Here is a 25,584-nt window from a genome sequence, read left to right as displayed (position 1 = left end):
CCGCTTAGACGCCGTTAGAACGCGATGCTGTGCGCTTTCACCCGCTTCACAAACGCCCCGGCCAGGGTTTCGTTGTGATGCTCGATGATCGCCTCGGCAGGCAACGCGTTGGTGTTCATGCAGGTATGGCCGTCCTCGGGCAAAGTCACCGAGAACCCAAGCTCGACTGCGACTCGGCAGGTAGTGTCGATGCAGAACTGGGTTTTCATCCCCACAATCACCAGTTCATCGACTTGCGCCGCCGCCAGTTGCTGCGCCAGATCAGTTCCCAGAAAACAGCTGGGGCGGGTCTTGTTGAAGACATGGTCGCGAGCGGCGTCGACCTGCAGGCCCGGCCACAACTGCCACAACGGGCTGCCGGCTTCTATCGGGGAGCCTGAGGGACCGATGTGTTGGGCCACGAAGATCGGCGCGTGGGCGCTGCGCGCGCGTTGAATGAGTTGGTTGATGGTGCCCAGCACCCGTTCGCGCTCGAAGGGCTTGTCGGGCCCGTCGTACAAGCCGTTTTGCATATCGATGATCAGCAGGGCGTTTGCCATGGTCTTGCTCCTTGCAGTGGCCAGATGGCGGGGCAATAAAAAGGCCCCGTCCATTGCTGGCGGGGCCTTGGGTTGAATCCGGGGTGTTTTAGTTCAAGCACCCACAGCCACCGCACGACCCGCCATTAGCGGTCGTGGTGGTGGTGCGGGTGAGGTGCAGCGCAATAGGCTTCATGGGCCCGATCATGCTGGGACGGGCGCAGGGCTGTCAACGGGCGCGTCCGATTTCGCCTCGGGTAGCAGCGTATTTCGTGCAGCCTCCAGGAATTCGTCTGACAGGCTACTGCCGCGTGTCGCACGAGCGAGGGTGACGGCGCCGATCATCATCGCGTAGTTGGCCAGCATGGCCTGACGGTCTTGAGCCTGCAACTGCGCAAAGATTTCCAGCGACCGTTCAACACCGGCGACGAAGGTGCGCTGTAATTCCGTGTTGGCGGGCTCATGGCACATGTCCGGAGTAAAGGCCGATATCGGGCAGCCGTCGCCGGGATTGTCGCGGTGGGTGGCCGAAAAGTAGTGGCGCAAGATGGTCTCGCATGCCGATTGCGGGTCTTCACTGCGCTCGATTTTTTCCTGCCAGCCCTGGTTCGAATGCTCAAAGGCCTGCTGGCAAGCCTCGGTGGCCAGGGCTTCCTTGGAAGCAAAGTGCCCGTAGAAACCGCCGTGGGTCAGGCCGGCGGCGGCCATCACGTCCGCCAGGCTGATGCCGTGCAGCCCGCGCTCACGAAACAGGTGCGTGGCAGCCTCGACGATGATTTCACGGTTGAGTTCGGCTTGTTTGCGGGACACGCGAGGCATGGCGGGGCTCTCAGAATAAAGGCGGGCATTGCCTGAAAAGTACAGCAAAGCCCGCGATTCCAAAATAGATTTGTTTGGGCATGTATTACTTCGACGCTGCTGCAGCCCTCTGGAACCGCTGCCTGCAGCGACCCCGACTGATCTGCACCGGGGCACCGTTCCTCAGCTAAGTCTTTGCTTATTCAGGAGAATCCCGGACAATCGCGCGCTTGTTATGGTCGGGGCGCTGCCTGTCAGGTTTTTCTGACTCGTCCCGGCTGTGGAAATGCGGAGATCCGACCGGATGAATGATCAGGCCAATAGCGTCGACGAACGCTATGCAACGACACCTGCAACCCTCACAGGCTGGAGCCGCCAGGACACCACCTGGATGCTCGGGCTGTTCGGCACCGCCATCGGCGCCGGTACTTTGTTTTTGCCCATCAACGCGGGTCTTGGGGGCTTCTGGCCGCTGGTGATCCTGGCACTGCTGGCATTCCCGATGACGTTCTTTGCCCACCGTGGCCTGACCCGTTTCGTCCTGTCCGGCCGTGAAGGTTCCGACATTACCGACGTGGTCGAAGAGCATTTCGGTCTCAAGGCCGGCGCACTGATCACTTTGCTGTACTTCTTCGCCATCTTCCCGATCCTGCTGATCTACAGCGTGGCCCTGACCAACACGGTCAGCAGCTTCATGGAACACCAACTGCACATCATGCCGCCGCCGCGCGCGATCCTGGCATTTGTGCTGATCCTCGGCCTGTTGGCCGTGGTGCGCTGCGGCGAGCAGGTGATCGTCAAGGCCATGAGCCTGATGGTGTATCCGTTTATCGTCGCGTTGCTGTTTCTGGCCGTGTACCTGATCCCGCACTGGACCGGCGGCATTCTCAGCACCGCCCGTGAAGTCCCGGCACCGTCGGCGTTGCTCAACACGCTGTGGCTGGCGATTCCGGTGATGGTGTTCTCGTTCAACCATTCGCCGATCATCTCGGCCTTTGCGGTGGATCAGAAGCGCCAGTACGGCGCCAACGCGGATGAGCGCAGCTCGCAGATCCTGTGCCGCGCGCACCTGTTGATGGTGGTGATGGTGCTGTTCTTCGTGTTCAGCTGTGTACTGACCCTGACGCCGGCGCAGTTGGCCGAAGCGAAAGCACAGAACCTGTCGATCCTGTCGTACCTGGCCAACCACTTCGACAACCCGACCATCGCCTTCGCCGCGCCGTTGATTGCGTTCGTGGCGATTGCCAAGTCGTTCCTGGGCCACTACATCGGCGCCAGTGAAGGCCTCAAGGGCCTGGTGCTCAAGACCGGTCGCCGCCCGGCGGCCAAGTCCCTGGACCGCATGACCGCCGCCTTCATGCTGGTGGTGTGCTGGCTCGTCGCCACGCTGAACCCGAGCATCCTCGGCATGATCGAGACGCTGGGCGGGCCGATCATTGCGTCGATCCTGTTCCTGATGCCGATGTATGCGATCCGCAAGGTGCCGGCCATGGCCAAGTACCGCGGGCAGGCGTCCAATATGTTTGTCACTGCTGTAGGCCTGGTCGCGATTACCGCGTTGGTTTACTCGCTGCTGTCCTGACTCCGAGCTGTACACCCCAAGGCCGATTCGCGCATTGCGTGAATCGGCTTTTTTTGTGCCTGGAAACCCTGTCCTGGCTCAACCGCTGACGGGCAATGGAGGCTAAGCTGACGCAGGTTTTATTTGCCAGGGTGGGCTGATTGAAAACTGCAATTGATGTGACGTCGTCCAGTCGTACCCAGGACCTACTCGCCGGGTTATCCATTGCCGGATTGCTGCTGCCGGAGGCTGTGGCTTATGCCAGCATCGCCGCGCTGCCGCCCCAGGCCGGGGTGATTGCGCTGTTTGCCGGGCTGGTGTGTTACGGCCTATTCGGCACCAGCCGCTTTGCGATCGTCTCGGCCACCTCGTCTTCGGCAGCAGTACTGGCCGCCGCCACCGTCAGCCTGGCGGGCGGTGACTCGGCGCTGAGGCTGGCGCTGGCGTTCGGGTTGGTGTTGATCACCGGGGTGTTGTTCTTGCTGGCCGGGCTGTTCAAGCTTGGCGGTGTTACTTCGTTTATCGCTAAACCGGTGTTGCGCGGGTTTGCCTTCGGCCTGGCGCTGACCATCATTCTCAAGCAGCTGGCCAACGTGGTCGGTGTGCACTTGACCGACAACAACTTGATCCGCTTCCTGCCGCAACTGATGGAGCAGCTGCCCCGGTGGAACTGGCCGGCTGCGCTGGTCGCGGCGATTGCGTTGGGAGTGCTTTGGTTGTGCGCGCGGATTCCGCGCCTGCCGGGCGGGCTGCTGGTGGTGATCCTGGGCATTGTTGCCGGGCAGTACCTGGATTTACAGGCCCATGGTGTGGCGTTGATCGGTCTGATCGACTTGCGCTTGGAGTTCGGGCATTTGCCGGTGCTGCCATTCGCCGATTGGCTGCGCCTGGGTGAGCTGGCGTTTGCCTTGGTCATGATCCTGTATGCGGAGTCCTATGGCTCTATCAGCTCGTTCGCGCTTAAACACGGCGACCGCGTGACATCCAACCGCGACTTGCTTGCGCTGGGTGCGGCCAACCTGATCTCCGGGCTGTTTCACGGCATGCCGGCCGGTGCCGGCTATTCCGCAACCTCGGCCAATGAGGCCGCCGGTGCCGGTTCACGCCTGGCCGGAATCGTTGCCGCGCTGGTGGTGCTGTTGATCGTGCTGACCGTGCTGCCCTATGTCGCGCTGACCCCGGAACCGGTGCTTGCCGCCATCGTCATCTACGCACTGGGCCGTGGTTTGAGCCTGCAGCCGCTGGGGCGTTACTTTCTCTGGCGGCGCGATCGGTTGTTGGTGATCTGTGCGGTCGCGGCGGTGCTGGTGCTAGGCGTGCTGGATGGCTTGCTGGTGTCGGTAGCGATCAGCGTGGTGCTGATGCTGCGCCAGATGTCATCGGCTGATATCCAGGTGCTGGGGCGCTTGGGTGACAGCCATGATTTTGTCGATCGTCAACACCACGACGATGCGGTGGAAGTGCCGGGCCTGTTGATCGTGCGGCCCAGCGAGGCGCTGTTTTTTGCCAATGCCGAACGCATTCTGGGTGCGGCGTTGCGCCTGATGCGCCAATCGCCGGTTGAGGCGGTGGTGCTGAGCCTGGAAGAATCTCCGGATCTGGATGGCACCAGTATCGAGGCGCTGGCGGCGTTTTTCGCGCAGGTGCGCGGGGAGGGCAAGCGCTTGGTGCTGGCGCGCGTGCGGCATGAGGCGTTGGACGTGCTGCAAGCCTTGCCGGAGGCGCTTGCGCCACAGGTCTTGCTCAGTGGCTTGAGCGTTGACGGTGCGGTGCAGTTGGCGCTGCGGCACCAGTCCTGAGTGTGCAACACGTCAACTGTGGGAGTTGGCTTGCCTGCGATAGCGGTAGGTCAGCCAAAGATTCATCAACTGACGGACAGCTATCGCAGGCAAGCCAGCTCCCACAGGTATTTTGTGGTGGTGTCGAGGTTGTATTCCAGGCATAAAAAAACGCCGCGTACCTTGCGATACGCGGCGTCCTTTATGTCAACACACCTTAGGCTTGAATCACCGGGATGTTGGCGCTTGCTGCGATTTTGCGGAACTCGGCGATCTGGTCGAAGTTCAGGTAGCGGTAAACGTCACTGGCCATGGTGTCCAGTTTGGCCGCGTAGCCCATGTACTCTTCGACGGTCGGCAGGCGACCCAGCGTGGAGGCCACTGCCGCCAGCTCAGCCGAGGCCAGGTAGACGTTGGCACCATCACCCAGACGGTTCGGGAAGTTACGGGTCGAGGTCGACACAACGGTCGAGTTCGGTTCTACGCGTGCCTGGTTACCCATGCACAGCGAGCAGCCCGGCATTTCCATGCGCGCGCCAGCCTTGCCGTAGATGCCGTAGTAGCCTTCTTCGGTCAGTTGGTGAGCGTCCATCTTGGTCGGCGGCGACAGCCACAGACGGGTTGGCAGCTGACCCTTGACCTGTTCCAGCAACTTACCGGCAGCGCGGAAGTGACCGATGTTGGTCATGCACGAACCGATGAACACTTCGTCGATCTTCTCGCCGGCAACGCTGGACAACAGACGGGCATCGTCCGGGTCGTTGGGTGCGCAGAGGATCGGCTCGTTGATTTCAGCCAGGTCGATTTCGATGATTTCGGCGTATTCCGCGTCGGCATCGGCTTCCATCAGCTCAGGGTTGGCAACCCAGGCTTCCATCGCTTGGGCGCGACGTTCCAGGGTACGTGCATCGCCGTAGCCTTCGCCGATCATCCAGCGCAGCAGGGTGATGTTGGAGTTCAGGTACTCGGTGACCGAGTCTTTCGACAGCTTGATGGTGCAACCGGCAGCCGAACGTTCGGCCGAGGCGTCGGACAGCTCGAAAGCCTGTTCCAGCGTCAGGTCGTTCAGGCCTTCGATCTCCAGGATGCGACCGGAGAAGGCGTTCTTCTTGCCTTTCTTCTCTACGGTCAACAGGCCAGCCTGGATCGCGTAGTAAGGAATGGCGTGAACCAGGTCACGCAGGGTGATGCCCGGTTGCATTTTGCCTTTGAAGCGCACCAGGATCGATTCCGGCATGTCCAGCGGCATGACGCCAGTGGCTGCGGCGAACGCGACCAGACCGGAACCGGCCGGGAACGAGATGCCCATCGGGAAACGGGTGTGGGAGTCGCCACCGGTGCCGACAGTGTCCGGCAGCAGCATGCGGTTCAGCCAGCTGTGGATGATGCCGTCGCCTGGACGCAGCGATACACCGCCACGGGTCATGATGAAGTCAGGCAGGGTGTGGTGGGTGGTCACGTCGATCGGCTTGGGGTAAGCCGCGGTGTGGCAGAACGATTGCATCACCAGATCGGTCGAGAAGCCCAGGCACGCCAGGTCTTTGAGTTCGTCACGGGTCATGGGACCGGTGGTGTCCTGGGAACCCACGGTGGTCATCTTCGGTTCGCAGTAGGTGCCAGGACGAACGCCTTTGCCTTCTGCCAGACCGCAGGCGCGACCGACCATTTTTTGCGCCAGGGTGAAGCCCTTGTCGCTTTCAGCCGGCGCTTCCGGCAGCTTGAACAGGGTCGAAGGCGGCAGGCCGAGTTCGGCGCGTGCCTTCTCGGTCAGGCCACGGCCGATGATCAGCGGGATACGGCCGCCGGCACGGACTTCGTCCAACAGCACCGGCGTCTTCATTTCGAAGGTGGTCAGGACTTCATCGGTGCCGTGTTTGCAGACTTTGCCAGCATGCGGGTACAGGTCGATCACGTCGCCCATGTTCATGTTGGTGACGTCGAATTCGATTGGCAGTGCGCCGGCATCTTCCATGGTGTTGTAGAAGATGGGAGCGATCTTGCTGCCGAAGCAGAAGCCGCCAGCGCGCTTGTTTGGCACGTAAGGAACGTCGTCGCCGAAGAACCACAGTACGGAGTTGGTCGCCGATTTACGCGACGAACCGGTACCGACCACGTCACCGACGTAGGCGATCGGGAAGCCTTGGCCACGCATCTCTTCGATCTGCTTCATCGGGCCGGTCTTGCCTTGCTCGTCCGGCACGATGCCTTCGCGAGCCATTTTCAGCATGGCCAGGGCGTGCAGCGGGATGTCAGGGCGGGACCAGGCGTCCGGGGCAGGGGACAGGTCGTCGGTGTTGGTTTCGCCGGTGACCTTGAACACGCGCAGGCTGATCTTGTCGGCCAGGGTAGGGCGGTTCTTGAACCACTCGCCGTCAGCCCAGGATTGCAGCACGGCTTTGGCGTGCTCGTTGCCGTTCTTGGCTTTTTCAGCCACGTCGTGGAACGCATCGAACATCAGCAGGGTGTGCTTGAGTTGGGCGGCAGCGACAGGCGCCAACTCGGCGTCGTCCAGCAGCTCGACCAACGTCACGATGTTGTAGCCGCCTTGCATGGTGCCAAGCAGTTCAACAGCGCGTTTTTTGTCGATCAGGGGAGAAGTGGCTTCGCCCTTGGCCAGGGCAGACAGGAAACCGGCCTTGACGTAGGCAGCTTCGTCAACGCCTGGTGGAATGCGGTTGGTGATCAGGTCAACGAGGAATTCTTCTTCGCCAGCCGGGGGATTTTTCAGCAGCTCGACCAGGCCTGCGGTTTGTTCGGCGTTAAGCGGCTGGGGAACGATACCCAGTGCTGCACGCTCTTCGATATGTTTGCGGTAGGCTTCAAGCACAGTTATTACCCTCATCAGTGGTCCCACGGGACGCTCATCCAGAAATGAACGGCACGCATGCGCTCGGGGGCTTTTTGGGCCGCAAAGCCAGCGCTGCCGGCATTCCTCACAGAAGCTGCTTTCAAAGTTTTACGCCTGCAGAACGGAGCTGATGAGGGTTGGCGCTGGCATTTACCTACCGGGTAATAACCATCGCCAACACCGTTCTGAAGGAACGACTGTGCTCGTGACGCTTTGAAAACAGCTTCCAGCGGATTATTGGCGCCTTACAAGGCCGGATGATTCTACGGCAAAAAAAATCTAAAGGTAAGTTGCCTAACCAAGTTTGCTGGGTGATCAACCTTAGACAAAGGGCTAACATGCGGCATTGTTTCGCGGATTTGTGTGTCGTTGCCTATGCCCAACCAAACCATCAAGACCCCCTGCGTCGGCCTGTGCTCCACGGTTTACGGCGACCTCGTGTGCCGTGGCTGCAAGCGCTTCCACCACGAAGTGATCCTGTGGAATGGCTATAACGAGGAAGAAAAACGCGCGGTCTGGCTGCGGCTCGAGCAACTGCTGGTGCAGGTGATGGCCGGTAAACTCGAAGTGTTCGACCCCAAGAGGCTGCGCGGGCAGTTGGAGCAGCGCAAGATTCGCTTTGTGCCGCACCAGTCCGAGTACTGCTGGGCCTACCAATTGATCGCCCGTGGCGCGCGGGTGATTTCCAACCTGGAAGCCTATGGCATGGTGCTGCTGCCAGAGTTTCGCGACTGGGCGTTGCCGGAGCTGCGCGATGCGATTGATCGGGAGTTTTTTATCCTCTCGGAGGCGCACTACCAGCGCTATATCGCCCCGGGCTTCCTCAACGATGCATTTGCTGGCTGACACCACACAGCGAAAATGTGGGAGCGGGCTTGCTCGCGAAGAGGGCGTGTCAGCCAATCAATTAATTGACTGATCCGCCGCTTTCGCGAGCAAGCCCGCTCGCACAAGGGATTTTCAGTGGGTCAGGCCCTGGTCGCCAGTTCTTCCAAATGATCCATCAGTTCCTGCGGCTTGAGCACCAGCACATCGCTTTCCACCGCATCCAGCACCACTTCCGCCGTATTGCCAATAAGCGCCCCGGAAATCCCCGTGCGCGCCACGGTGCCGATAATCGTCACCGCCGCCTGCCACTTATGCGCCGCATGGGGAATCAGCACATCCGCCGGGCCTTCTTCGATGTGCAGATGGGTGTCGTCGATATCGAACTCGGCCTGGAACGCCTTGCACTGCTCGCGATAGCGCGCCTCGATGGTTTCCTTGAGCTGAAACGTCGGGTCACTGGCCGACAGCATGGGCGAGGGATGGGCGCTGATCACGTGCAATTGCGCCTTGGCCAGGCTCGCAATTTCGAAGCCGTGATCAATGATGGTGTTGTGCAGCGCCTGATGTTCACTGTCGTGGTTGCCCACATCGATTGCCGCCAGCACCACCTTGTCGGCCCACGGCGTCGAGGTTTTCACCAGCAGCACAGGCGTTGGGCAATAACGCAGCAGCTTCCAGTCGGCCGGCGTCAACAAGGCCTTTTTCAGGGGGCTGTCGGCGAAATGCTGCTTGATCACCAACCCACAGCCCTCGGCTTGCTGCACATCAATGATGGTTTCATGCAGGCTCTCATTCCACGCCTGCTCGGTGGTCACGCTGTAGCCGTCTTCATGCAGGCCGGACTTGAGCAGGCTCAGCAGCGCCGAATGCTCGTGTTTCTTGTCGCAGACCAGCAAATGCAGGTGCGCGCCGGTGACCCCGGCGATCAGCTTGGCGCGCTTGAGCGCCAGGCTTTCCGAGTGCTCGGGCTCGATGACCACCAGGATGCTGCGGATAGCTTGCATGGACGGATCTCCAGAGACGCAAAAAAGGGGCCTTGCACAACTATAGTTGCTGCCCGCCAGACGTCATGTTGATGCACATCAAAGCCAGTGGCTGGTGGTCTGCGGCGGGGTCGGTATAATCGGCGCCCTTTTGTGATCTATTTGCCCGTGAGCCCGATGAACCTGCCCGAAATCCACGAATTCCTCGGCTGCCGCACCCCCGACGCCTGGGTCCAGGCTGCCTTGGCCGATCAGGCAACCCTGCTGATCGACCACAAGAACTGCGAATTCAAAGCCGCCAGCACCGCCCTGAGCCTGATTGCCAAGTACCACGCGCATGTTGACCTGATCAATATGATGTCGCGCTTGGCGCGCGAAGAGCTGGTGCACCACGAGCAAGTCATGCGCCTGATCAAAAAGCGCAAAGTCGAGCTGCGCCAACTGCACGCCGGCCGTTATGCCTCGGGTTTGCGCAAAGTGGTGCGCAGCCATGAACCGGTCAAACTGGTGGACACCCTGGTGGTCGGCGCCTTCATTGAAGCGCGCAGTTGCGAGCGTTTCGAAGCACTGGTGCCGCATTTGGACGAAGAACTCGGCAAGTTCTATTTCGGTTTGCTCAAAAGCGAGGCGCGGCACTTCCAGGGTTATTTGAAACTGGCCTACCAGTACGGCGACGCCAAAGACATCGCCCAAGTGATCGAGCGGGTCAGGGCGACCGAGCAGGCGCTGATCGAATCACCCGACATCGAGTTCCGCTTTCATAGTGGCGTGCCAGCCTGAGGCGACGGCCACGCCCAGCAGTGCGGTGATCCCGGTCAGCAGCAGGATCACCGTTTGTATGCCCAGCGGCGCCGCCAGCACGCCAATCAACAAACCCGCCAACGGCTGCGACAGGTTATTGAGCAGCGTGATCACGCCCACGGTTTTGCCAAAATCCTGTACCGGAATCACGCGCTGACGGGTGCTGCGCAGGTACAGGTTAAACATCTTGTCGAAGCCGGTGATCAGCAGGAATCCGAAGGTGTAGGCCCACACGCTGGGGCTGATGGCCGTGATCAGCGCACCCACGCCGATCATCGAATACGACAGGCCGCCCAGCACTTTCAACGGCAAGGTTGCGCGCGCCAAGTAAAACAGAATCCCGATGGTCACCACCGCGCCCGCGGCTTGCAGCAGGGCGTACGTATCCTTGCCGGCGCCATAGTGGCCGGTGACCATCGCCGCCGACGTGGCCAGCGTCACACCAATAATCAGGTTCACGCCCACCGCCAGGGTGATGATCCGCTTCAATTCGGCGAGCGTGCGGATATGCCCGAAGGCAATGCGCAGCGGTTGCAGCCAGATGTCCCGGTGCTGCTCGAAGGTTGGCAGGCTCACCGCGCTGGTGCGCTGCCACAGCAGCATGGCCAGGTCCGCCAGCACAAACAGCCCGGCAACCCCCAGCACCACCCAATGCCAGGCCCACACTTCTAGCATCAGCGCCGCCAGCAGCGGGCCGAGCACCAGGCCACTCTGGTCGGCGATTTGTGAATAGGAAAGGGTCTTGGCGTAGGTGTACTGCTTGAAAATATGCGGCATCAACACTTCACGCGCCATGATGCCCTGGGTGGTCAGCACGCCGCACAGCGCCGAGAGCATGACGATCCAGTAAATGCCGTCGAACACGCCGTACAAGGCCACGGCCACCACGCAGGCCAGCGCCCGGTAAACCTGGCTGATATGCAGGATGCGCACGGGTGAAATTTTGTCGCACACCGCGCCACACACCGGGAAGGCCAGGTAACGCGGCAGCGACTCGAAAAAAAACGCCAGGCCGGCCCAGGACACACTCTGGGTGGTCTGGAACACGATCAGTGGCACGATAAACAACAGAATCTGGTCCGCCAGCCGCGACAGAAACAGCGAAACAAAGAACGCCAGGTAATCCTTGCGCATACAACTCCCTGTGAATGGCGTTAAAGATTGCAGGCTATTTGTTAAAAACTCTTAAAAGCATGAAGCTTGGTCGGCCACTGATGGCCAGCGGCTTCTGTTGAGCAGCTTGCCACCTATAATGCCCGCACTTCAATCCGCGCAGCCACACTGAGAATTTATGGAAAACCTGGGTCTGGGCAAGGTCTTGCTCGTTGAGGACGATGAAAAGCTGGCAGGGCTGATCGCGCACTTCCTGTCGCAACACGGTTTCGAGGTGCGGGTGGTGCACCGCGGTGACGAAGCCCTGGCGGCGTTTCTCGACTTCAAGCCGAAAATCGTCGTGCTCGACCTGATGCTGCCCGGCCAGAGCGGCCTGCACGTGTGTCGCGGGATTCGTAACCTGTCCGACACGCCCATCGTGATCCTGACCGCCAAGGAAGACGACCTGGACCATATCCTCGGCCTTGAGTCCGGTGCCGACGACTACGTCATCAAACCCATAAAACCTCCGGTGCTGCTGGCGCGATTGCGTGCGCTGCAACGTCGCCAGGTGCCCGAACCCACCGTGCGCGGCTCGCTGGAGTTTGGCCGGCTGGCGATTGACCGCAGTTGCCGGGTGGTCAGCCTGGCCGGTGAGAAGATCGACCTCACCACCATGGAATTCGAACTGCTCTGGCTGCTGGCCAGCAGCGCGGGCAAGATCCTCTCGCGCGACGACATTCTCAACCGCATGCGCGGCATTGCCTTCGATGGCCTGAACCGCAGCGTCGACGTGTACATCAGCAAACTGCGCAGCAAACTCAATGACAACCCGCGTGAGCCGGTGTGCATCAAGACCATCTGGGGCAAGGGCTATCTGTTCAATCCATTTGCGTGGGAGGTTTAGATGCTGCGGCTGTTTCTGCGCCTGTATGTGATCCTGGCGCTGGGGTTGGCGGGCGCGATCTGGCTGGTCAACTACACCTTCGACGAGTTACTGCCCGAGGCCAACGAAACCTATAACCGCGAGGCGCTGCGCGGTCCGGCCTATGGCTTGGTGGAGCAGTTGCGGCCCTTGCAAGGCGAGGCCCGGCAGGCGCGCCTGGCCCAACTGCAGCCTCATTATGGTTTGCGCCTCAAGCTGGTGCAGAGCTACACCCAGGCGCTGACCGAGCGCGAACAGCAGCTGTTGGCCGACGGCTTGCTGGTGGTGCGCGGGGATTTCATGGAGTTCCTGACCAATATCGACGGCGGGCCGCAACTGCTGGAAATCAAACTGCCGGAAGAGCCCAAGTGGCTGTACCTGTGGGCCTATGGTTTTCTCGGCTTGTGCCTGGCCATCGTCCTGTATTTCTGGGTTCGCCCGCACTGGCGCGACCTGGAGCATATCCGGCTGGCCGCGCAACGCTTTGGCGACAACGACCTGGCGTCGCGCATCCTGCTGCCGCGCCGTTCCACCGTGCGTGAGCTGGCCGGGCACTTCAACCAGATGGCCGAGCGCATCGAAAGCCTGATCGCCAACCAGCGCGAACTGACCAACGCCGTTTCCCACGAGCTGCGCACGCCGATTGCGCGCTTGTCGTTCGAGCTTGATCAACTCAGACAGCAGGCCGACCCGCGCCAGAGCCGTGAACTGATCGCCGACATGTACGCCGACCTGGGCGAACTGGAGGAAATGGTTTCCGAACTGTTGACCTACGCCAGCCTGGAGCGCGGCGCCACCCAGGTTACCCGTGAAAACATCGAGGCCCACAGTTGGCTCGACAGCGTGATCGGCAGCGTAGCCCTGGAGGCTGAAGCGGCGGGTGTGCAGCTGTCGCTGCGTACTTGTGAGGTCGACTTTATCCAAATCGAACCGCGCTTTATGGCGCGCGCCGTGATCAATCTGCTGCGCAACGCCATTCGCTACGCCGAGCGCCGTGTCGAAGTGTCGTTGATCAGTTTTGGCAGCGGTTACGAAGTGCGCGTCAATGACGACGGCCCGGGTGTGCCGATGGAAGGGCGGGCAAAGATCTTCGAACCGTTCCTGCGCCTCGACGCCAGCCGCGACCGCCGCACAGGCGGCTTCGGCCTGGGCCTGGCCTTGGTAAAACGGGTCAGCCAGTGGCATGGCGGCCAAGTGGAAGTGCTGGATTCGGAGTGGGGCGGAGCGTCGTTTCGAATGACCTGGGCGTATGCCGAGTAAGGCTTGGCGTGGATTCAGCAATGCCCATGTGGGAAAGGCCTTGCCAGCTCCCACATTTGACCGAGTACAAACGAGCAGCACACCCATCTACCTGATGCACAGAGATCCAACTGTGGGAGCGGGCTTGCTCGCGAAGGCGGTGGTTCAGTCAGCTCATGTGTCACTGACATACCGCTTTCGCGAGCAAGCCCGCTCCCACAAGTTGACCGAGTGCAGCTGCCAGCACCGCACGGCTTTGCTTTTGTGTGGGAGCTGGCTTGCCTGCGATGCAGGCAACTCGGTGTACCAGTGAAACCGAGTCGATGCCATCGCAGGCAAGCCAGCTCCCACCTTTGACCATCTACCTGATGCACTTCGAATGCTAGGGCTGCGCGGGCCAACAATCTTTGGGCGCTTTGTCGGGAAACGGTCAAAGACTGTTAACGGCTCAACCCGAGGCGTTCATGCCATTGGGCGATGGATTCTTCGGGGTATTCGTCGAACTGCAGGTCGCCTTTGCGCACGCTGACTTCAACCCAGGGCGCCCTGGAACCGAGCATCAAGTGCGTGTGTTCCGGCGGCACCGGCAACGGCGTGTCGATGGCTGAGGCGAACGGATGAATCAGCTCCGGCCACTGCGGGCTGAACAGCCACAGTGCGCTGCCGCATTGCGAGCAGAAATGCCGTTCGGCGGTGCTCGCATGTGCACGGCTGGCGCCCTCGGGCTTGAGCCTGGCGTGGTAGATCGAAATCTGTTTGCGCCCCTGGACCTTCAGGCTTTGCGTATCGCCGGCAAGGTTGATCGCATAACCGCCGCCGCCTTGGGTTTTGCGGCAGATCGAGCAGTAGCAGCGCTGGTAGGGGTACGGGTGCTGGCTGGTCAGACTGAACGTTACGGCGCCGCAATGGCAGGATCCTTCGAGTTGCATGGCAGTCTCCTCTGGCAAGGTGACTGTTCAGCTTAGGCGCTTTGCGGCATCAGGGTAGCAATCAGCGCCCGAATGGTGCCCGGCAGTGCTTCCAGTTCGCGCACCAGAATACTGCGCTCGCGAATGGCCCAGGGTTCATCCAGTTTGACCGCCACCAACTGCATGGTCCGGCTGTGCCGCACGGCGGCAGACTCGGGAATGATGCCGATGCCCACGCCAGCCTCGACCATCCGGCAGATCGCCTCGAAGCTCGACACCTGGATACGCAGTGACAAATGCTTGCCGAGCCGTTCCACGTGCTCGCGCAAAAAGGTTAACAACGTGCTGCCTTCGTGCAGGCCGATATGTTGGTAGGCAAGGGTTTGTTCCAGCGTCACTGAAGGCTGGTCAGCCAACGGATGACCCACGGGCACCATCAGCACCAGTTCATCGGTGCTGAAATGCAGCACCTGCAAACCTGCCGCTTCAACCGGCCCGGCGATGATGCCCATGTCGCTGGTGCCATCGAGCACACCGCGCACGATATCGCGCGACAGGCGCTCTTGCAGGTCGACGGTCACGCCGGGGCGCTGGGACAGAAAGCCCGCCAGCACCTCCGGCAAAAACTCGGTGACCGCCGTGGTGTTGGCGAAGATGCGGATATGCCCGGCCGAATCCACGCCGTATTGGGTGAACTCGCTCTTGAGGTAATCCACCTGGCGCATGATCAGCCGCGCATGGTGCAGCAAGCGTTCGCCCGCCGGGGTGATCTCCACGCCCCGGCTGTCGCGGTACAGCAGGCGCGTGTCGAGTTGGCCTTCCAGCGCCTTGATCCGCGCACTGGCGGCGGCGGGCGAGAGAAACGCGCGTTTCGCGCCTTGGGTCAGGCTGGGGGATTCGGCGATATGGATAAACAGGCGCAGGTCGGCGAGATCGAAGTGCATGCAAAACACCTATTCGGCAACGGTGAAGATCAATTGTGGGAGCTGGCTTGCCTGCGATGGCGGTGGATCAGGCGATGCATGTGCAACCTGACGCAACGCCATCGCAGGCAAGCCAGCTCCCACAGTGGATTGGAGGTGTGACAAGCGGCGTTCAGCATAACCGAACGCTGGTTTATTGAAATGCAAATTCTCAGAACGGGCAGGCGCTTGCATGATCCGGGGCAGACCACCACTGCCAGAGGATGTGTACCCGATGAGCGCCACCGATTGGATCGGCCGAAGTGAAACCGCCCACGACCACCTGAGCCATAACCTGCTCAAGCGTATTGCCGCAACCTTCGGCGAAGCGGTGCCCCAGGATGGCGAGGCCGTTCCACCGTTGTGGCAGTGGTGTTTTTTTCAAGACCCGCTGCCCGAATCGGCCCTGGGCACCGACGGCCACCCGGCGCGTGGCGGCTTCCTGCCGCCGGCGGACAACCGCAATCGCATGTGGGCCGGTGGGCGCATCGAGTTCCTGCACGCCTTGCGCGCCGGTGAGGCGGCCACCCGCGAATCGACCATCACCCAGGTCGAAGAAAAGACCGGCCGCACGGGCTCGCTGCTGTTTGTCACCGTGCGCCATGACTATTCCCAAGGCGGTCGCCTGGCGATTCGCGAAGAACAGGACATTGTCTACCGCGAACCCACGCCACCCAAGCAGGGCAGCGGCGAGGCACTGGCCCAGGGTGAATGGCAGGAGACGGTCGACCCCACGCCAACCCTGCTGTTTCGCTACAGCGCCGTGACCTTCAACGGCCACCGCATCCATTACGACTACCCCTACGTCACCGGCACCGAAGGCTATTCGGGCCTGGTGGTGCATGGGCCGTTGATCGCCACCTTGAGCCTGCGCGCGTTTTGCCGCGCCCATCCGCAAGCCACCCTGCGCCGGTTGGCCTATCGCGGTGTGCGACCGTTGATCGCGCCGCAGCCGTTTGCACTGAGCGGACGCGTGTCGGCACCCGGCGTGGCGCAGTTGTGGGCCGGCAATGCCGAGGGCGTGGCGCAAACAGCCGAACTGCATTTCGAATAAACCAGAACAACAGGCGGAGAGCCGTTAATGAACCCCAATGACAACGAAGAACTCAATGCCATCCGCGAAGGCGTGCGCGCCCTGTGCGCCGAATTCGATGCCGCTTACTGGCGCAGGATCGACGAACAAAAAGGCTTCCCCGAAGCCTTCGTCAAAGCGCTGACCGACGCCGGCTGGCTGTCGGCGATGATCCCGGAAGAATACGGCGGCTCCGGCCTGGGACTGGCTGAAGCCTCGGTGATTCTTGAAGAAGTGAACCGCTGCGGCGGCAATTCCGGCACGGTTCACGGCCAGATGTACAACATGTTCACCTTGCTGCGCCATGGCAGCGACGCGCAGAAAAGCTTCTACCTGCCCAAGCTCGCCAGCGGCGAACTGCGCCTGCAATCGATGGGGGTCACCGAGCCCACCACCGGCACCGACACCACCAAGATCAAGACCACCGCGATTCAGCGCGGCGACAAATACGTGATCAACGGCCAGAAAGTCTGGATCTCGCGCGTGCAGCATTCCGACCTGATGATCCTGCTGGCGCGCACCACGCCACTGGCCGAGGTGAAGAAAAAGTCCGAGGGCATGTCGATCTTCCTGGTGGACCTGCGCGAAGCCATCGGCAACGGCCTGACCGTGCAGCCCATCGCCAACATGGTCAACCACGAAACCAACGAGCTGTTCTTCGACAACCTGGAGCTGCCCAAGGGCAGCCTGATCGGCGAGGAGGGCAAGGGCTTCAAATACATCCTCGACGGCCTGAATGCCGAGCGCACGCTGATTGCCGCCGAATGCATCGGCGACGGCCGCTGGTTTATCGAAAAGGCCAGCGCTTATGCCCGCGACCGCGTGGTATTTGGCCGGCCTATCGGGCAGAACCAGGGCGTGCAGTTCCCGATTGCCGAAGCGCACATCGAGATTGAGGCTGCGGACCTGATGCGTTGGCGTGCGTGCGCGGAGTACGACAGCGGCCAGAATGCCGGGGCCAGCGCCAACATGGCCAAGTACCTGGCAGCCAAGGCGTCCTGGGAAGCGGCCAACGCCTGCCTGCAAACCCACGGCGGTTTCGGGTTTGCCTGCGAGTACGACGTGGAGCGCAAATTCCGCGAAACCCGCCTGTACCAGGTGGCGCCGATCTCCACCAACCTGATCCTGTCCTACGTGGCCGAGCATTTGCTCGAACTGCCACGCAGCTTCTGAGGGCCTGACCATGAGCCATACCCAAGCCCTGTGTCGGTTCCTCGCCGAGTTGAACTACGAACAGTTGCCCGACAACGTGCTGGCGCGCACCGAAGACCTGTATCTGGATTGGCTCGCCTCTGCATTGGCGAGCAAGGGCGCGCACCCGATTCCTTTGTTCGAGCGCTACGCGCAAAAGATGGGCCCGAGCAGCGGCCCGGCGCAGATCATCGTCAGTGGCGCCAGCAGCAGCGCGTATTTCGCCGCGCTGGTCAACGGCGCCGCGTCCCATCTGGTGGAGCAGGATGACCTGCACAACAGCTCGGTGCTGCACCCGGCCACCGTGGTGTTTCCGGCTGCCTTGGCCGCCGCGCAAGACCTCGGCAAATCCGGCCGCGAGTTGCTGCTGGCGTCGGTGGCCGGTTATGAAGCCGGGATTCGCATCGGCGAATTCATGGGGCGTTCTCACTACCGTATCTTCCACACCACGGCGACTGTCGGCACCCTGGCGGCGGCCGTTGCCGTGGGCAAGCTGCTGGATTTCAACGAAGAACAATTCATCAACCTGCTCGGCAGCGCCGGCACTCAGGCCGCGGGGCTGTGGGAATTCCTGCGCGACGCTGCCGACTCCAAGCAACTGCACACCGCCAAGGCTGCCGCCGATGGCTTGCTCGCCGCGTACCTGACCGCAGACGGACTGACCGGCGCGCGCAATATTCTTGAAGGCGACCAAGGGTTGGCGGCGGGCATGTCCAGTGACGCGCAGCCGAGCAAATTGTCGGCTGACCTGGGCACGCGCTGGGCGCTGCTGGAAACCTCGTTCAAGTTTCACGCCTCGTGCCGCCACACCCATCCTGCCGCCGATGCACTGTTGGATTTGATGCAGCGCGAAGGGCTGGGCGCTGAGCAGATCGCCCGCGTGCAAACCCGTGTGCACCAGGGCGCCATCGATGTTCTGGGCCGCGTGGCAGTGCCCGCGACCGTGCACCAGGCCAAGTTTTCCATGGGCACGGTGCTCGGCCTGATCGCCGTGCATGGCAAGGCCGGGCTCACCGAGTTTCACCAACTGGCGCTGACCGATCCTGCCGTTGCGAGCTTTCGCGACAAGGTCAGCATGACGCTGGACCCTGAAGTGGACGATGCCTACCCGCAACGCTGGCTGGGCCGCGTCACCGTCACCACGGTCGACGGCCGCACGCTGCACGGCGCCATTGATGAGCCCAAGGGCGACCCGGGCAACACCTTGAGCCGTGAGGCGCTGGCGGACAAGTTCCAGCGCCTGACCCACTTCAGTGGCGCCCGCTCACCTGCCCAGGCGGATGCACTGATCGACAAGGCCTGGAACCTGCGTAACGCCGCGTCCATGGCCCACTGGCTTTGAGGATTTGTGATGAATAATCAACGACCGCTGGACGGCATCACTGTCGTCAGCCTGGAACACGCGATTGCCGCGCCATTCTGCACACGTCAATTGGCCGATTTGGGCGCCCGCGTCATCAAGATCGAACGCCCTGGCGCCGGTGATTTTGCGCGTGGTTACGACGAGCGCGTGCGCGGCCTGGCCTCGCATTTCGTGTGGACCAACCGCTCCAAGGAAAGCCTGACCCTGGACCTCAAGCAGGACGAGGCGGGCGCCATCCTCGACACCTTGCTGGCCGACGCCGACGTACTGGTGCAGAACCTCGCACCCGGCGCGGCGGCGCGCATGGGCTTGTCGTTTGAAGCGCTGCACGCGCGTTTCCCACGGCTGATCGTCTGCGATATTTCCGGCTATGGCGAAGGCGGGCCTTACGAGAAGAAAAAGGCCTATGACTTGCTGATCCAGAGCGAGGGCGGCTTTCTATCGGTGACCGGCGGCCCCGGTGACGACCAGATGGCCAAGGCCGGTTGCTCCATCGCTGATATCTCTGCGGGCATGTACGCCTACAGCGGCATCCTCTCGGCGCTGCTGCTGCGCGGCAAAACGGGCAAGGGCAGCCGCATCGACGTGAGCATGCTCGAAAGCCTGGTGGAGTGGATGGGCTACCCGATGTATTACGCGTTCGACGGCGCGCCGCAACCCCCGCGCGCCGGCGCGGCGCACTCGACGATTTACCCGTATGGGCCATTCCCCACCGGCGACGGCGGCACGGTGATGCTCGGGTTACAGAACGAACGCGAATGGGCGGCGTTCTGCGACAAGGTGCTGCTCACGCCGCAATTGGCCACCGATGAGCGTTTCTCGGCCAACTTCAAGCGTTCGGCCAACCGTGAAGTGCTGCGCCAGATCATTGTCGATAGCTTTGCGCAGCTGGACGCCGAGGCGGTGATCCAGCGTTTGGAAGACGCGCAGATTGCCAGTGCGCGTGTCAACGACATGCAGGGCGTGTGGGACCACCCGCAGCTCAAGGCGCGCAACAGCTGGCGTGAAGTCCAGAGCCCGGCCGGGCCGTTGCCGTCGCTGCTGCCACCGGCGCGCAATGCCGCGTTTACCCCACGGATGGATGCAGTGCCGGCACTCGGGCAGCACAGCCAGAGCATCCTTGATCAGCTCGGCTATTCGGGTGAAGCCATCGACACTCTGCGTGCACGCGGCGTTATCTAATAAGGAATTTAAGTGATGCCAAAGCCTTTGGTTCGTTCGGCCTTGTTTGTGCCCGGCAGTCGCCCGGAGCGGTTTGCCAAAGCGTTGGCCAGTGGCGCCGATGCGGTGATTGTCGATTTTGAAGACGCGGTCGAAGAGCCGCTCAAACGCCAGGCGCGGGATAATCTTGGGGCGTTTCTGCAAGACCATCCCGAGGCCCAGGTGTGGGTGCGTATCAACGCGCCGGAGCATGCCGAGCATTTTGAAGACGTGGCGTTCTGCAAAGCCCATGCAAATGTGGCAGGCGTGCTGTTGCCCAAAGTCGAGAGCGCGGCGCAGGTCGCCGTGGTGGCGACAACCGGCAAGGTGATCTGGCCGATTATCGAAAGTGCGCGGGGTTTGTTGGCGGTGGCTGAAATCGCTCGTGCGCCGCAGGTGGAGCGCCTGTCGTTCGGGGGCCTGGACCTGGCGCTGGACTTGAACCTGAGCAGCCATTCCGCGGCCGCGCAGTTCGCCCTCGACCAGGCACGCCTGGCGTTGATCGTGCATTCGCGTGCGGCAGGGCTGGTCGCGCCGCTGGATGGCGTGCACCCGGCTATCGATGACCCTGAAGGTTTACGGCGTTCGATCCGGCACGCCTACGAGATGGGCTTTGCCGGCGCGCTGTGTATTCATCCCAGGCAGGTGGCGGTGATCCACGAGGCCCTGGCGCCGAGCGCCGATGATTTGGCCTGGGCCAAACGCGTGGTGGATGCCGGGGCGCAGGGGGCAGGGGCCTATCAGATTGATGGGCAGATGGTGGATGCGCCGGTGCTGCTGCGCGCGCAGAGGTTGCTGGCGGCCAAGATATAGCTGACGAAACCGAATCAAAAACTGTGGGAGCTGGCTTGCCTGCGATTGCGGTGGCTCAGCTAACAAATCTACTGCCTGACACACCGCTATCGCAGGCAAGCCAGCTCCCACACTTGATCTTCATTGTTCTAAAGATTGGCGTTCGTCCTAGCCGAACGCAGGTATCTAAAATTCGAAATTCACTACACACGTGACATCAGGCACCTTGCCCTACAACACAACAATAAGAAGGTGATTGTCCATGCTCAAGCTTTCTCGGGCGCTGCTGTGCGCCGCCACGTTGTTTGCCGCGGGCCTGGCCCAGGCGGCGGACCCGATTGTGATCAAGTTCGCCCACGTGGTCGCCGAAAATACCCCCAAAGGCCAGGGCGCGCTGCTGTTCAAGAAGCTCGCCGAAGAGCGCCTGCCGGGCCGCGTCAAGGTTGAGGTGTACCCCAACTCGTCGCTGTTCGGCGATGGCAAGGAGATGGAAGCGCTGCTGCTGGGCGACGTGCAGATGCTGGCGCCGTCGCTGGCCAAGTTCGAGCAGTACACCAAGCAAGTGCAGATATACGACCTGCCGTTTTTGTTCAACGACCTGGCCGCCGTCGACCGCTTCCAGGCCGCGCAGGGCAAAGCCCTGCTGACCTCGATGCAAGACAAAAACATCCTCGGCCTGGCCTATTGGCACAACGGCCTCAAGCAACTCTCCTCCAACAAAGCCCTGCACGAACCCAAGGACGCCCGTGGCCTGAAGTTCCGTGTGCAAGCCTCCAGCGTGCTTGAGGAGCAGTTCAAGGCGATCCGCGCCAACCCGCGCAAGATGAGCTTTGCCGAGGTCTACCAGGGCCTGCAAACCGGCACCGTCAACGGCACCGAGAACACCTGGTCGAACTATGAAAGCCAGAAGGTCAACGAAGTGCAGAAGTACTTCACCGAGTCCAACCACGGCCTGATCGACTACATGGTGATCACCAACGCCACGTTCTGGAACGGCCTGCCGCCGGACATCCGCACCACCCTGGACCAGATCATGCTCGAGGTCACTGTGGAGGTGAACAAGCAGGCCGAGGCGCTGAACCAGTCGGCCAAGCAGAAGATCATCGACGCCAAGACCAGCGAAATCATCGAACTGACCCCCGAGCAACGCCAGCTCTGGCGCGAAGCCATGCGCCCGGTGTGGCAGAAGTTTGAAGGCGAGATTGGCGCCGACCTGATCAAGGCGGCGGACGCGTCCAACCAGTAGTTGGGCGAGCACCCAAACCTGCTTTGGAAACGGCTTTATGTGGGCGCTGGCTTGCCTGCGATGCAGGCAACTCGGTGTATCTGCAGAACCGAGCTGCTCCCATCGCGGGCAAGCCCGGCTCCCACAGGTTGAGCCGATTTCCACCCCGACATCATTCCCGCTTCGCGAGGTTTTGCCATGCAAACGCTAAGGCGCGTCTGGGAGCACCTGGAGGAAGGTTTTATCGCCTTCCTGCTGGCCGCCATGACCCTGGTGACATTTGTCTACGTCATGCTCAACAACATCTACACGCTGTTCTTTTCCCTGGCGGACAAGTGGGCGTGGAGCAGCAACTTCTTCAACGCCCTGGGCGACCACACCATGACCTGGGCCCAGGACATGACCTGGAGCGTGGCGCTGACCAAGGCCATGTTCGGCTGGCTGATTTTCTTCGGCATCTCCTACGGTGTGCGCACCGCCGGCCACCTCGGCGTGGACGCGCTGGTCAAGCTGACCAGGCGCCCGGTGCAACGCTTGCTCGGCATGCTCGCGTGCCTGTGCTGCCTGGCCTACGCGGGGCTGTTCATGGTCGCCAGCTACAAGTGGGTGAGTGCGGTAATGACCGCCCATATTGGCGCCGAAGACCTCGACCAATACGGCGTGGACGTGGGCGATATTGTGATCATCGTGCCCATCGGTTTCGCCCTGGTGTTCATCCGCTACCTGGAAATTTTCTACCGCATCTTTACCCACCGTCAGGTCGGGTTGGGCCTGGCCGACGAGGCCGGCGAGGCCAGCAAGTTGGCCAGCAGCCACGAGGAGCGTCACTGATGGCCGTGCTCTGTCTGTTTTTGCTGCTGTTCGTGTTCATGTTCCTCGGCGTGCCGATTGCGATTTCCCTCGGGCTGTCCGGCGCGGTGTCGATCCTGATGTTCAGCCAGGATTCGGTGAGTTCGCTGGCGATCAAACTGTTTGAAACCTCTGACGCCTACACCTTTCTGGCGATTCCGTTCTTCCTGTTGTCCGGTGCGTTCATGACCACCGGCGGCGTGGCGCAGCGTTTGATCGACTTTGCCAACGCCTGTGTCGGCCACATCCGTGGCGGCCTGGCGATTGCGGCGGTGTTGGCGTGCATGCTGTTTGCCGCGCTGTCGGGCTCATCGCCGGCGACGGTGGCAGCGGTGGGTTCGATTGCCGTGGCGGGCATGGTGCGCTCCGGTTACCCGAAGGAATTCGGCGCGGGGATCATCTGTAACGCCGGGACCCTGGGCATTCTGATTCCGCCCTCGATTGTGATGGTGGTGTACTCGGCGGCCACCGAAACCTCGGTGGGCAAGCTGTTTATGGCCGGTGTGATTCCGGGCTTGCTGCTGGGCCTGATGTTGATGGTCGCGATCTACATCGTTGCGCGCATCAAAAAACTGCCGGCTCAACCGCGTGCGACCTTTCGTGAATGGCTGACCTGTGCGCGCCGCGCATTCTGGGGCTTGCTGTTGCTGGTGATCATCCTCGGCGGCATCTACAGCGGCATGTTCACCCCGACGGAGGCCGCGGCGGTGGCGGCGGTGTACTCGGCGTTCGTGGCGTTGTTCATCTACAAGGACATGAAATTTCGCGACTGTCCCAAGGTACTGCTGGAGTCCGGGCGCCTGGCGATCATGCTGATGTTTATCATCGCCAACGCCATGCTGTTCGCCCACGTGCTGACCACCGAACAGATCCCGCAGGAAATCACGGCCTGGGTGATCTCTGAAGGCCTCACGCCGATCGGCTTTCTGATCATGGTCAATATCGTGTTGCTGGTGGCGGGCAGCTTTATGGAGCCCTCGGCCATCGTGTTGATCCTGGCGCCGATCTTCTTCCCGATTGCCATGAAGTTGGGCATCGACCCGATTCACCTGGGGATCGTGATGGTGGTGAATATGGAAATCGGCCTGGTGCACCCACCCGTGGGGTTGAACCTGTTCGTGACCTCGGCGGTGACCGGCCTGACCCTGGGGCAGACCATCCGCGCGGCGTTGCCGTGGCTGATGATCCTGCTGGTGTTCCTGATTATGGTGACTTACCTGCCGTTTATTTCGCTGGCGTTGCCGCACTGGCTGGGGATGTAACACGTTCAGAAATGTGGGAGCGGGCTTGCTCGCGAAAGCGGTGTGTCAGTCAACATCTTCACCGACTGACACGGCGCCTTCGCGAGCAAGCCCGCTCCCACAGTTGATGTGTGCGAGGCTTTAGTGATCCATCGCGCTCAAGATCGCGTGCGCCACCTTGACCCGTTCAGCGTTGGGGTAATTCTTGTTCGCCAGCATCACCACGCCCATGTCCTTGCTCGGCACGTACACCACGTACGCCCCGAAACCGCCAGTCGAGCCGGTTTTGTTGTACAGCACATTGGCCGGTTGCGGCTGTGCGGGCGTCAGCCAGTTGACCTTGTGCGGCTCCATTGCCATAGGCGTGGAGTTGCCCTCCAGCAAGGCTTGCAGCGTGACCGGGTAAGGGTAGCGCTCCCAGCCCAGGCCCTGGGTCATGCCGTTCACGGTGTAGTAGCCCGCGTGGGTGGTGGCAATCGCTTGTTGCAGCGGCTTTTCCAGGGTTTGCGGGTGCATGTTCACCATCACGTAGTGAGCCAGGTCCTGGGCGCTGGTCTTGATGCCGTAGGCTTCGCTGTCCAGCGCGCCGGGGCTGACGCGTACGGGCTTCTGGTTGTTGTCGTAGCCTTGGGCGTACAGCGCGGATTTGTCCGCGGGCACGCTGACGTGGGTGTTGGTCAAGCCCAGCTTGGGCAGCAGGGTTTTTTCCATGGCCACGTTGAACGGCTGGCCCAGGCTTTGCGCCGCCAGATAGCCGAACAGCCCGATGCTCGGGTTCGAATACAGGCGTTGTGCGCCCGGTGCGTAAGTCGGTTTCCAGTGCTGGAAGTAGCCGAGCATGGTCTCGGCGCTGTCGGCCGCGTCGGGAAATTGCAGGGGCAGGCCGCCCGGGGTGTAGGTTGCCAGCTGCAGCAGGCTGATCTTGTCGAAGGCGCTGCCGGCCAATGCGGGCAAGTGCTGGCTGGCGGTGTCCGAGAGCTTGAGCTTGCCGGTCGCCTGGGCGTAACCGCCGAGGGTGGCGGTGAAGGTTTTACTCACCGAGCCGACTTCAAACAGGGTGTTTTCGCTGACCGGCTGCTGGGTTTCTTTTGAGGCCGTGCCGTAGTTAAAGTATTGCACCTTGCCGTTCTGGACCACGGCGACCGCCAGGCCCGGAATGGCCTGTTGTTGCATCAACGGTTTTACGCGGGCGTCTACCACGGCCTGCAGGTCAGTTGCCGCCACGCAGTTGCCGGCAGCGATGAATACGGCCAGGGCGGTTAAATTACGCACTCCAAACAGAGAAAGTTGGGGCATGATGTCGCTTCCATGAGGTGATCGATTAAATAGAAAGCCTGCGCAGGCGGGGCAAATGTAGGCAGTTTGCCGGCCGCGATCAAACGATCATATCTCGCACCAGCCATTAGAAAA

Annotated in this window: 22 protein-coding genes; 14 read left to right on the top strand and 8 right to left on the bottom strand. The window is 61.5% G+C overall.

Features of this window, described 5'->3' with window-relative positions:
• Nucleotides 1-14: 14 nt before the first annotated feature.
• Nucleotides 15-539: a cysteine hydrolase family protein gene (locus ABWL43_RS15965; RefSeq protein ID WP_404483078.1), complete on the bottom strand. Its 525-nt coding sequence runs from the start codon at nt 537-539 to the stop codon at nt 15-17.
• A 183-nt stretch (nt 540-722) separates the two neighbouring features.
• Nucleotides 723-1,337, bottom strand: coding sequence for a TetR/AcrR family transcriptional regulator (locus ABWL43_RS15960; protein ID WP_404483077.1), 615 nt, complete (start codon nt 1,335-1,337; stop codon nt 723-725).
• Nucleotides 1,338-1,620: 283 nt separating this feature from the next.
• Here ABWL43_RS15960 and ABWL43_RS15955 point away from each other — a divergent pair, with 283 nt between their 5' ends.
• The gene (locus tag ABWL43_RS15955; RefSeq protein ID WP_404483076.1) at nt 1,621-2,898 is read left to right on the top strand and encodes a serine/threonine transporter; all 1,278 of its coding nucleotides are present in this window, start codon (nt 1,621-1,623) and stop codon (nt 2,896-2,898) included.
• A 140-nt stretch (nt 2,899-3,038) separates the two neighbouring features.
• Entirely contained in the window at nt 3,039-4,676 is a 1,638-nt protein-coding gene (locus ABWL43_RS15950; protein WP_404483075.1) for a SulP family inorganic anion transporter, read from the top strand.
• Nucleotides 4,677-4,872: 196 nt separating this feature from the next.
• Here ABWL43_RS15950 and acnB read toward each other — a convergent pair whose 3' ends face one another.
• Complete coding sequence (gene acnB, locus ABWL43_RS15945; protein ID WP_106580470.1) at nt 4,873-7,482, bottom strand: bifunctional aconitate hydratase 2/2-methylisocitrate dehydratase; 2,610 nt, start codon at nt 7,480-7,482, stop codon at nt 4,873-4,875.
• A 396-nt stretch (nt 7,483-7,878) separates the two neighbouring features.
• On the opposite strand from acnB, the gene ABWL43_RS15940 reads away from it, so the two are divergent.
• Nucleotides 7,879-8,349, top strand: coding sequence for a DUF1289 domain-containing protein (locus ABWL43_RS15940; RefSeq protein ID WP_106580469.1), 471 nt, complete (start codon nt 7,879-7,881; stop codon nt 8,347-8,349).
• A 122-nt stretch (nt 8,350-8,471) separates the two neighbouring features.
• On the opposite strand, the gene ABWL43_RS15935 is transcribed toward ABWL43_RS15940, so the two are convergent.
• Entirely contained in the window at nt 8,472-9,335 is an 864-nt protein-coding gene (locus tag ABWL43_RS15935; RefSeq protein ID WP_404483074.1) for a universal stress protein, read from the bottom strand.
• Nucleotides 9,336-9,491: 156 nt separating this feature from the next.
• Here ABWL43_RS15935 and ABWL43_RS15930 point away from each other — a divergent pair, with 156 nt between their 5' ends.
• The gene (locus tag ABWL43_RS15930) at nt 9,492-10,094 is read left to right on the top strand and encodes a tRNA-(ms[2]io[6]A)-hydroxylase (protein WP_145166050.1); all 603 of its coding nucleotides are present in this window, start codon (nt 9,492-9,494) and stop codon (nt 10,092-10,094) included.
• Here ABWL43_RS15930 and ABWL43_RS15925 read toward each other — a convergent pair.
• Nucleotides 10,050-11,249 (bottom strand): MFS transporter, encoded by a 1,200-nt coding sequence (locus ABWL43_RS15925; protein ID WP_404483073.1) that lies wholly within the window; start codon nt 11,247-11,249, stop codon nt 10,050-10,052. The two genes, ABWL43_RS15930 and ABWL43_RS15925, sit on opposite strands and share 45 nt — an antisense overlap.
• 157 nt (nt 11,250-11,406) lie before the next feature.
• Between ABWL43_RS15925 and ABWL43_RS15920 the strand changes: the two genes are divergently transcribed.
• Together ABWL43_RS15920 and ABWL43_RS15915 are read left to right on the top strand one after the other, a co-directional pair.
• Nucleotides 11,407-12,114 carry a winged helix-turn-helix domain-containing protein gene (locus ABWL43_RS15920; RefSeq protein ID WP_262211017.1) on the top strand — a complete coding sequence of 236 codons (708 nt, stop codon included), beginning with the start codon at nt 11,407-11,409 and terminating at the stop codon, nt 12,112-12,114.
• Nucleotides 12,115-13,392: an ATP-binding protein gene (locus tag ABWL43_RS15915; RefSeq protein WP_404483072.1), complete on the top strand. Its 1,278-nt coding sequence runs from the start codon at nt 12,115-12,117 to the stop codon at nt 13,390-13,392. It begins immediately after the preceding gene.
• 419 nt (nt 13,393-13,811) lie between these two features.
• Here the strand turns inward: ABWL43_RS15915 and ABWL43_RS15910 are convergent, their stop codons facing one another.
• Nucleotides 13,812-14,300 carry a GFA family protein gene (locus ABWL43_RS15910; protein WP_404483071.1) on the bottom strand — a complete coding sequence of 163 codons (489 nt, stop codon included), beginning with the start codon at nt 14,298-14,300 and terminating at the stop codon, nt 13,812-13,814.
• Between the two features lie 32 nt (nt 14,301-14,332).
• Complete coding sequence (locus tag ABWL43_RS15905) at nt 14,333-15,223, bottom strand: LysR family transcriptional regulator (protein WP_145161196.1); 891 nt, start codon at nt 15,221-15,223, stop codon at nt 14,333-14,335.
• A 253-nt stretch (nt 15,224-15,476) separates the two neighbouring features.
• Between ABWL43_RS15905 and ABWL43_RS15900 the strand changes: the two genes are divergently transcribed.
• From ABWL43_RS15900 to dctM, 8 genes are all read left to right on the top strand, one after another.
• Nucleotides 15,477-16,295, top strand: a complete 819-nt coding sequence (locus ABWL43_RS15900; protein ID WP_404483070.1) for a MaoC family dehydratase N-terminal domain-containing protein — start codon at nt 15,477-15,479, stop codon at nt 16,293-16,295.
• A 27-nt stretch (nt 16,296-16,322) separates the two neighbouring features.
• Nucleotides 16,323-17,486: an acyl-CoA dehydrogenase family protein gene (locus ABWL43_RS15895; protein WP_242198258.1), complete on the top strand. Its 1,164-nt coding sequence runs from the start codon at nt 16,323-16,325 to the stop codon at nt 17,484-17,486.
• 10 nt (nt 17,487-17,496) lie between these two features.
• Entirely contained in the window at nt 17,497-18,846 is a 1,350-nt protein-coding gene (locus tag ABWL43_RS15890; RefSeq protein ID WP_404483069.1) for an MmgE/PrpD family protein, read from the top strand.
• 9 nt (nt 18,847-18,855) lie between these two features.
• Nucleotides 18,856-20,049 (top strand): CaiB/BaiF CoA transferase family protein, encoded by a 1,194-nt coding sequence (locus ABWL43_RS15885; RefSeq protein WP_404483068.1) that lies wholly within the window; start codon nt 18,856-18,858, stop codon nt 20,047-20,049.
• 15 nt (nt 20,050-20,064) lie between these two features.
• Nucleotides 20,065-20,880 (top strand): HpcH/HpaI aldolase/citrate lyase family protein, encoded by an 816-nt coding sequence (locus ABWL43_RS15880; protein ID WP_404483067.1) that lies wholly within the window; start codon nt 20,065-20,067, stop codon nt 20,878-20,880.
• 241 nt (nt 20,881-21,121) lie between these two features.
• Nucleotides 21,122-22,105: a TRAP transporter substrate-binding protein gene (locus ABWL43_RS15875; RefSeq protein ID WP_145161183.1), complete on the top strand. Its 984-nt coding sequence runs from the start codon at nt 21,122-21,124 to the stop codon at nt 22,103-22,105.
• Nucleotides 22,106-22,282: 177 nt separating this feature from the next.
• Nucleotides 22,283-22,915, top strand: coding sequence for a TRAP transporter small permease (locus ABWL43_RS15870; RefSeq protein WP_404483066.1), 633 nt, complete (start codon nt 22,283-22,285; stop codon nt 22,913-22,915).
• Nucleotides 22,915-24,195, top strand: a complete 1,281-nt coding sequence (gene dctM / locus ABWL43_RS15865) for a C4-dicarboxylate TRAP transporter large permease protein DctM (protein ID WP_071487261.1) — start codon at nt 22,915-22,917, stop codon at nt 24,193-24,195. Before ABWL43_RS15870 ends, dctM begins: the two co-directional genes overlap by 1 nt.
• 120 nt (nt 24,196-24,315) lie before the next feature.
• On the opposite strand, the gene ampC is transcribed toward dctM, so the two are convergent.
• Nucleotides 24,316-25,470 carry a class C beta-lactamase gene (ampC, locus tag ABWL43_RS15860; RefSeq protein WP_404483065.1) on the bottom strand — a complete coding sequence of 385 codons (1,155 nt, stop codon included), beginning with the start codon at nt 25,468-25,470 and terminating at the stop codon, nt 24,316-24,318.
• Between the last annotated feature and the right edge of the window lie 114 nt (nt 25,471-25,584).

The sequence above is a fragment of the Pseudomonas sp. HT11 genome (genome assembly GCF_044875395.1).
In the GTDB taxonomy this organism is placed as follows: domain Bacteria; phylum Pseudomonadota; class Gammaproteobacteria; order Pseudomonadales; family Pseudomonadaceae; genus Aquipseudomonas.
This window is presented reverse-complemented; position numbering and strand designations above follow the sequence as displayed.

Coding starts and splice junctions, on each gene's coding strand:
- ABWL43_RS15965 (WP_404483078.1), bottom strand. CDS start 539: ATGGCAAACGCCCTGCTGATCATCGATATGCAAAACGGCTTGTACGAC.
- ABWL43_RS15910 (WP_404483071.1), bottom strand. CDS start 14,300: ATGCAACTCGAAGGATCCTGCCATTGCGGCGCCGTAACGTTCAGTCTG.
- ABWL43_RS15930 (WP_145166050.1), top strand. CDS start 9,492: ATGAACCTGCCCGAAATCCACGAATTCCTCGGCTGCCGCACCCCCGAC.
- ABWL43_RS15875 (WP_145161183.1), top strand. CDS start 21,122: ATGCTCAAGCTTTCTCGGGCGCTGCTGTGCGCCGCCACGTTGTTTGCC.
- ABWL43_RS15920 (WP_262211017.1), top strand. CDS start 11,407: ATGGAAAACCTGGGTCTGGGCAAGGTCTTGCTCGTTGAGGACGATGAA.
- ABWL43_RS15880 (WP_404483067.1), top strand. CDS start 20,065: ATGCCAAAGCCTTTGGTTCGTTCGGCCTTGTTTGTGCCCGGCAGTCGC.
- ABWL43_RS15955 (WP_404483076.1), top strand. CDS start 1,621: ATGAATGATCAGGCCAATAGCGTCGACGAACGCTATGCAACGACACCT.
- ABWL43_RS15925 (WP_404483073.1), bottom strand. CDS start 11,249: ATGCGCAAGGATTACCTGGCGTTCTTTGTTTCGCTGTTTCTGTCGCGG.
- ABWL43_RS15870 (WP_404483066.1), top strand. CDS start 22,283: ATGCAAACGCTAAGGCGCGTCTGGGAGCACCTGGAGGAAGGTTTTATC.
- ABWL43_RS15885 (WP_404483068.1), top strand. CDS start 18,856: ATGAATAATCAACGACCGCTGGACGGCATCACTGTCGTCAGCCTGGAA.
- ABWL43_RS15905 (WP_145161196.1), bottom strand. CDS start 15,223: ATGCACTTCGATCTCGCCGACCTGCGCCTGTTTATCCATATCGCCGAA.
- ampC (WP_404483065.1), bottom strand. CDS start 25,470: ATGCCCCAACTTTCTCTGTTTGGAGTGCGTAATTTAACCGCCCTGGCC.
- dctM (WP_071487261.1), top strand. CDS start 22,915: ATGGCCGTGCTCTGTCTGTTTTTGCTGCTGTTCGTGTTCATGTTCCTC.
- ABWL43_RS15960 (WP_404483077.1), bottom strand. CDS start 1,337: ATGCCTCGCGTGTCCCGCAAACAAGCCGAACTCAACCGTGAAATCATC.
- ABWL43_RS15940 (WP_106580469.1), top strand. CDS start 7,879: ATGCCCAACCAAACCATCAAGACCCCCTGCGTCGGCCTGTGCTCCACG.
- ABWL43_RS15895 (WP_242198258.1), top strand. CDS start 16,323: ATGAACCCCAATGACAACGAAGAACTCAATGCCATCCGCGAAGGCGTG.
- ABWL43_RS15890 (WP_404483069.1), top strand. CDS start 17,497: ATGAGCCATACCCAAGCCCTGTGTCGGTTCCTCGCCGAGTTGAACTAC.
- ABWL43_RS15915 (WP_404483072.1), top strand. CDS start 12,115: ATGCTGCGGCTGTTTCTGCGCCTGTATGTGATCCTGGCGCTGGGGTTG.
- ABWL43_RS15900 (WP_404483070.1), top strand. CDS start 15,477: ATGAGCGCCACCGATTGGATCGGCCGAAGTGAAACCGCCCACGACCAC.
- ABWL43_RS15935 (WP_404483074.1), bottom strand. CDS start 9,335: ATGCAAGCTATCCGCAGCATCCTGGTGGTCATCGAGCCCGAGCACTCG.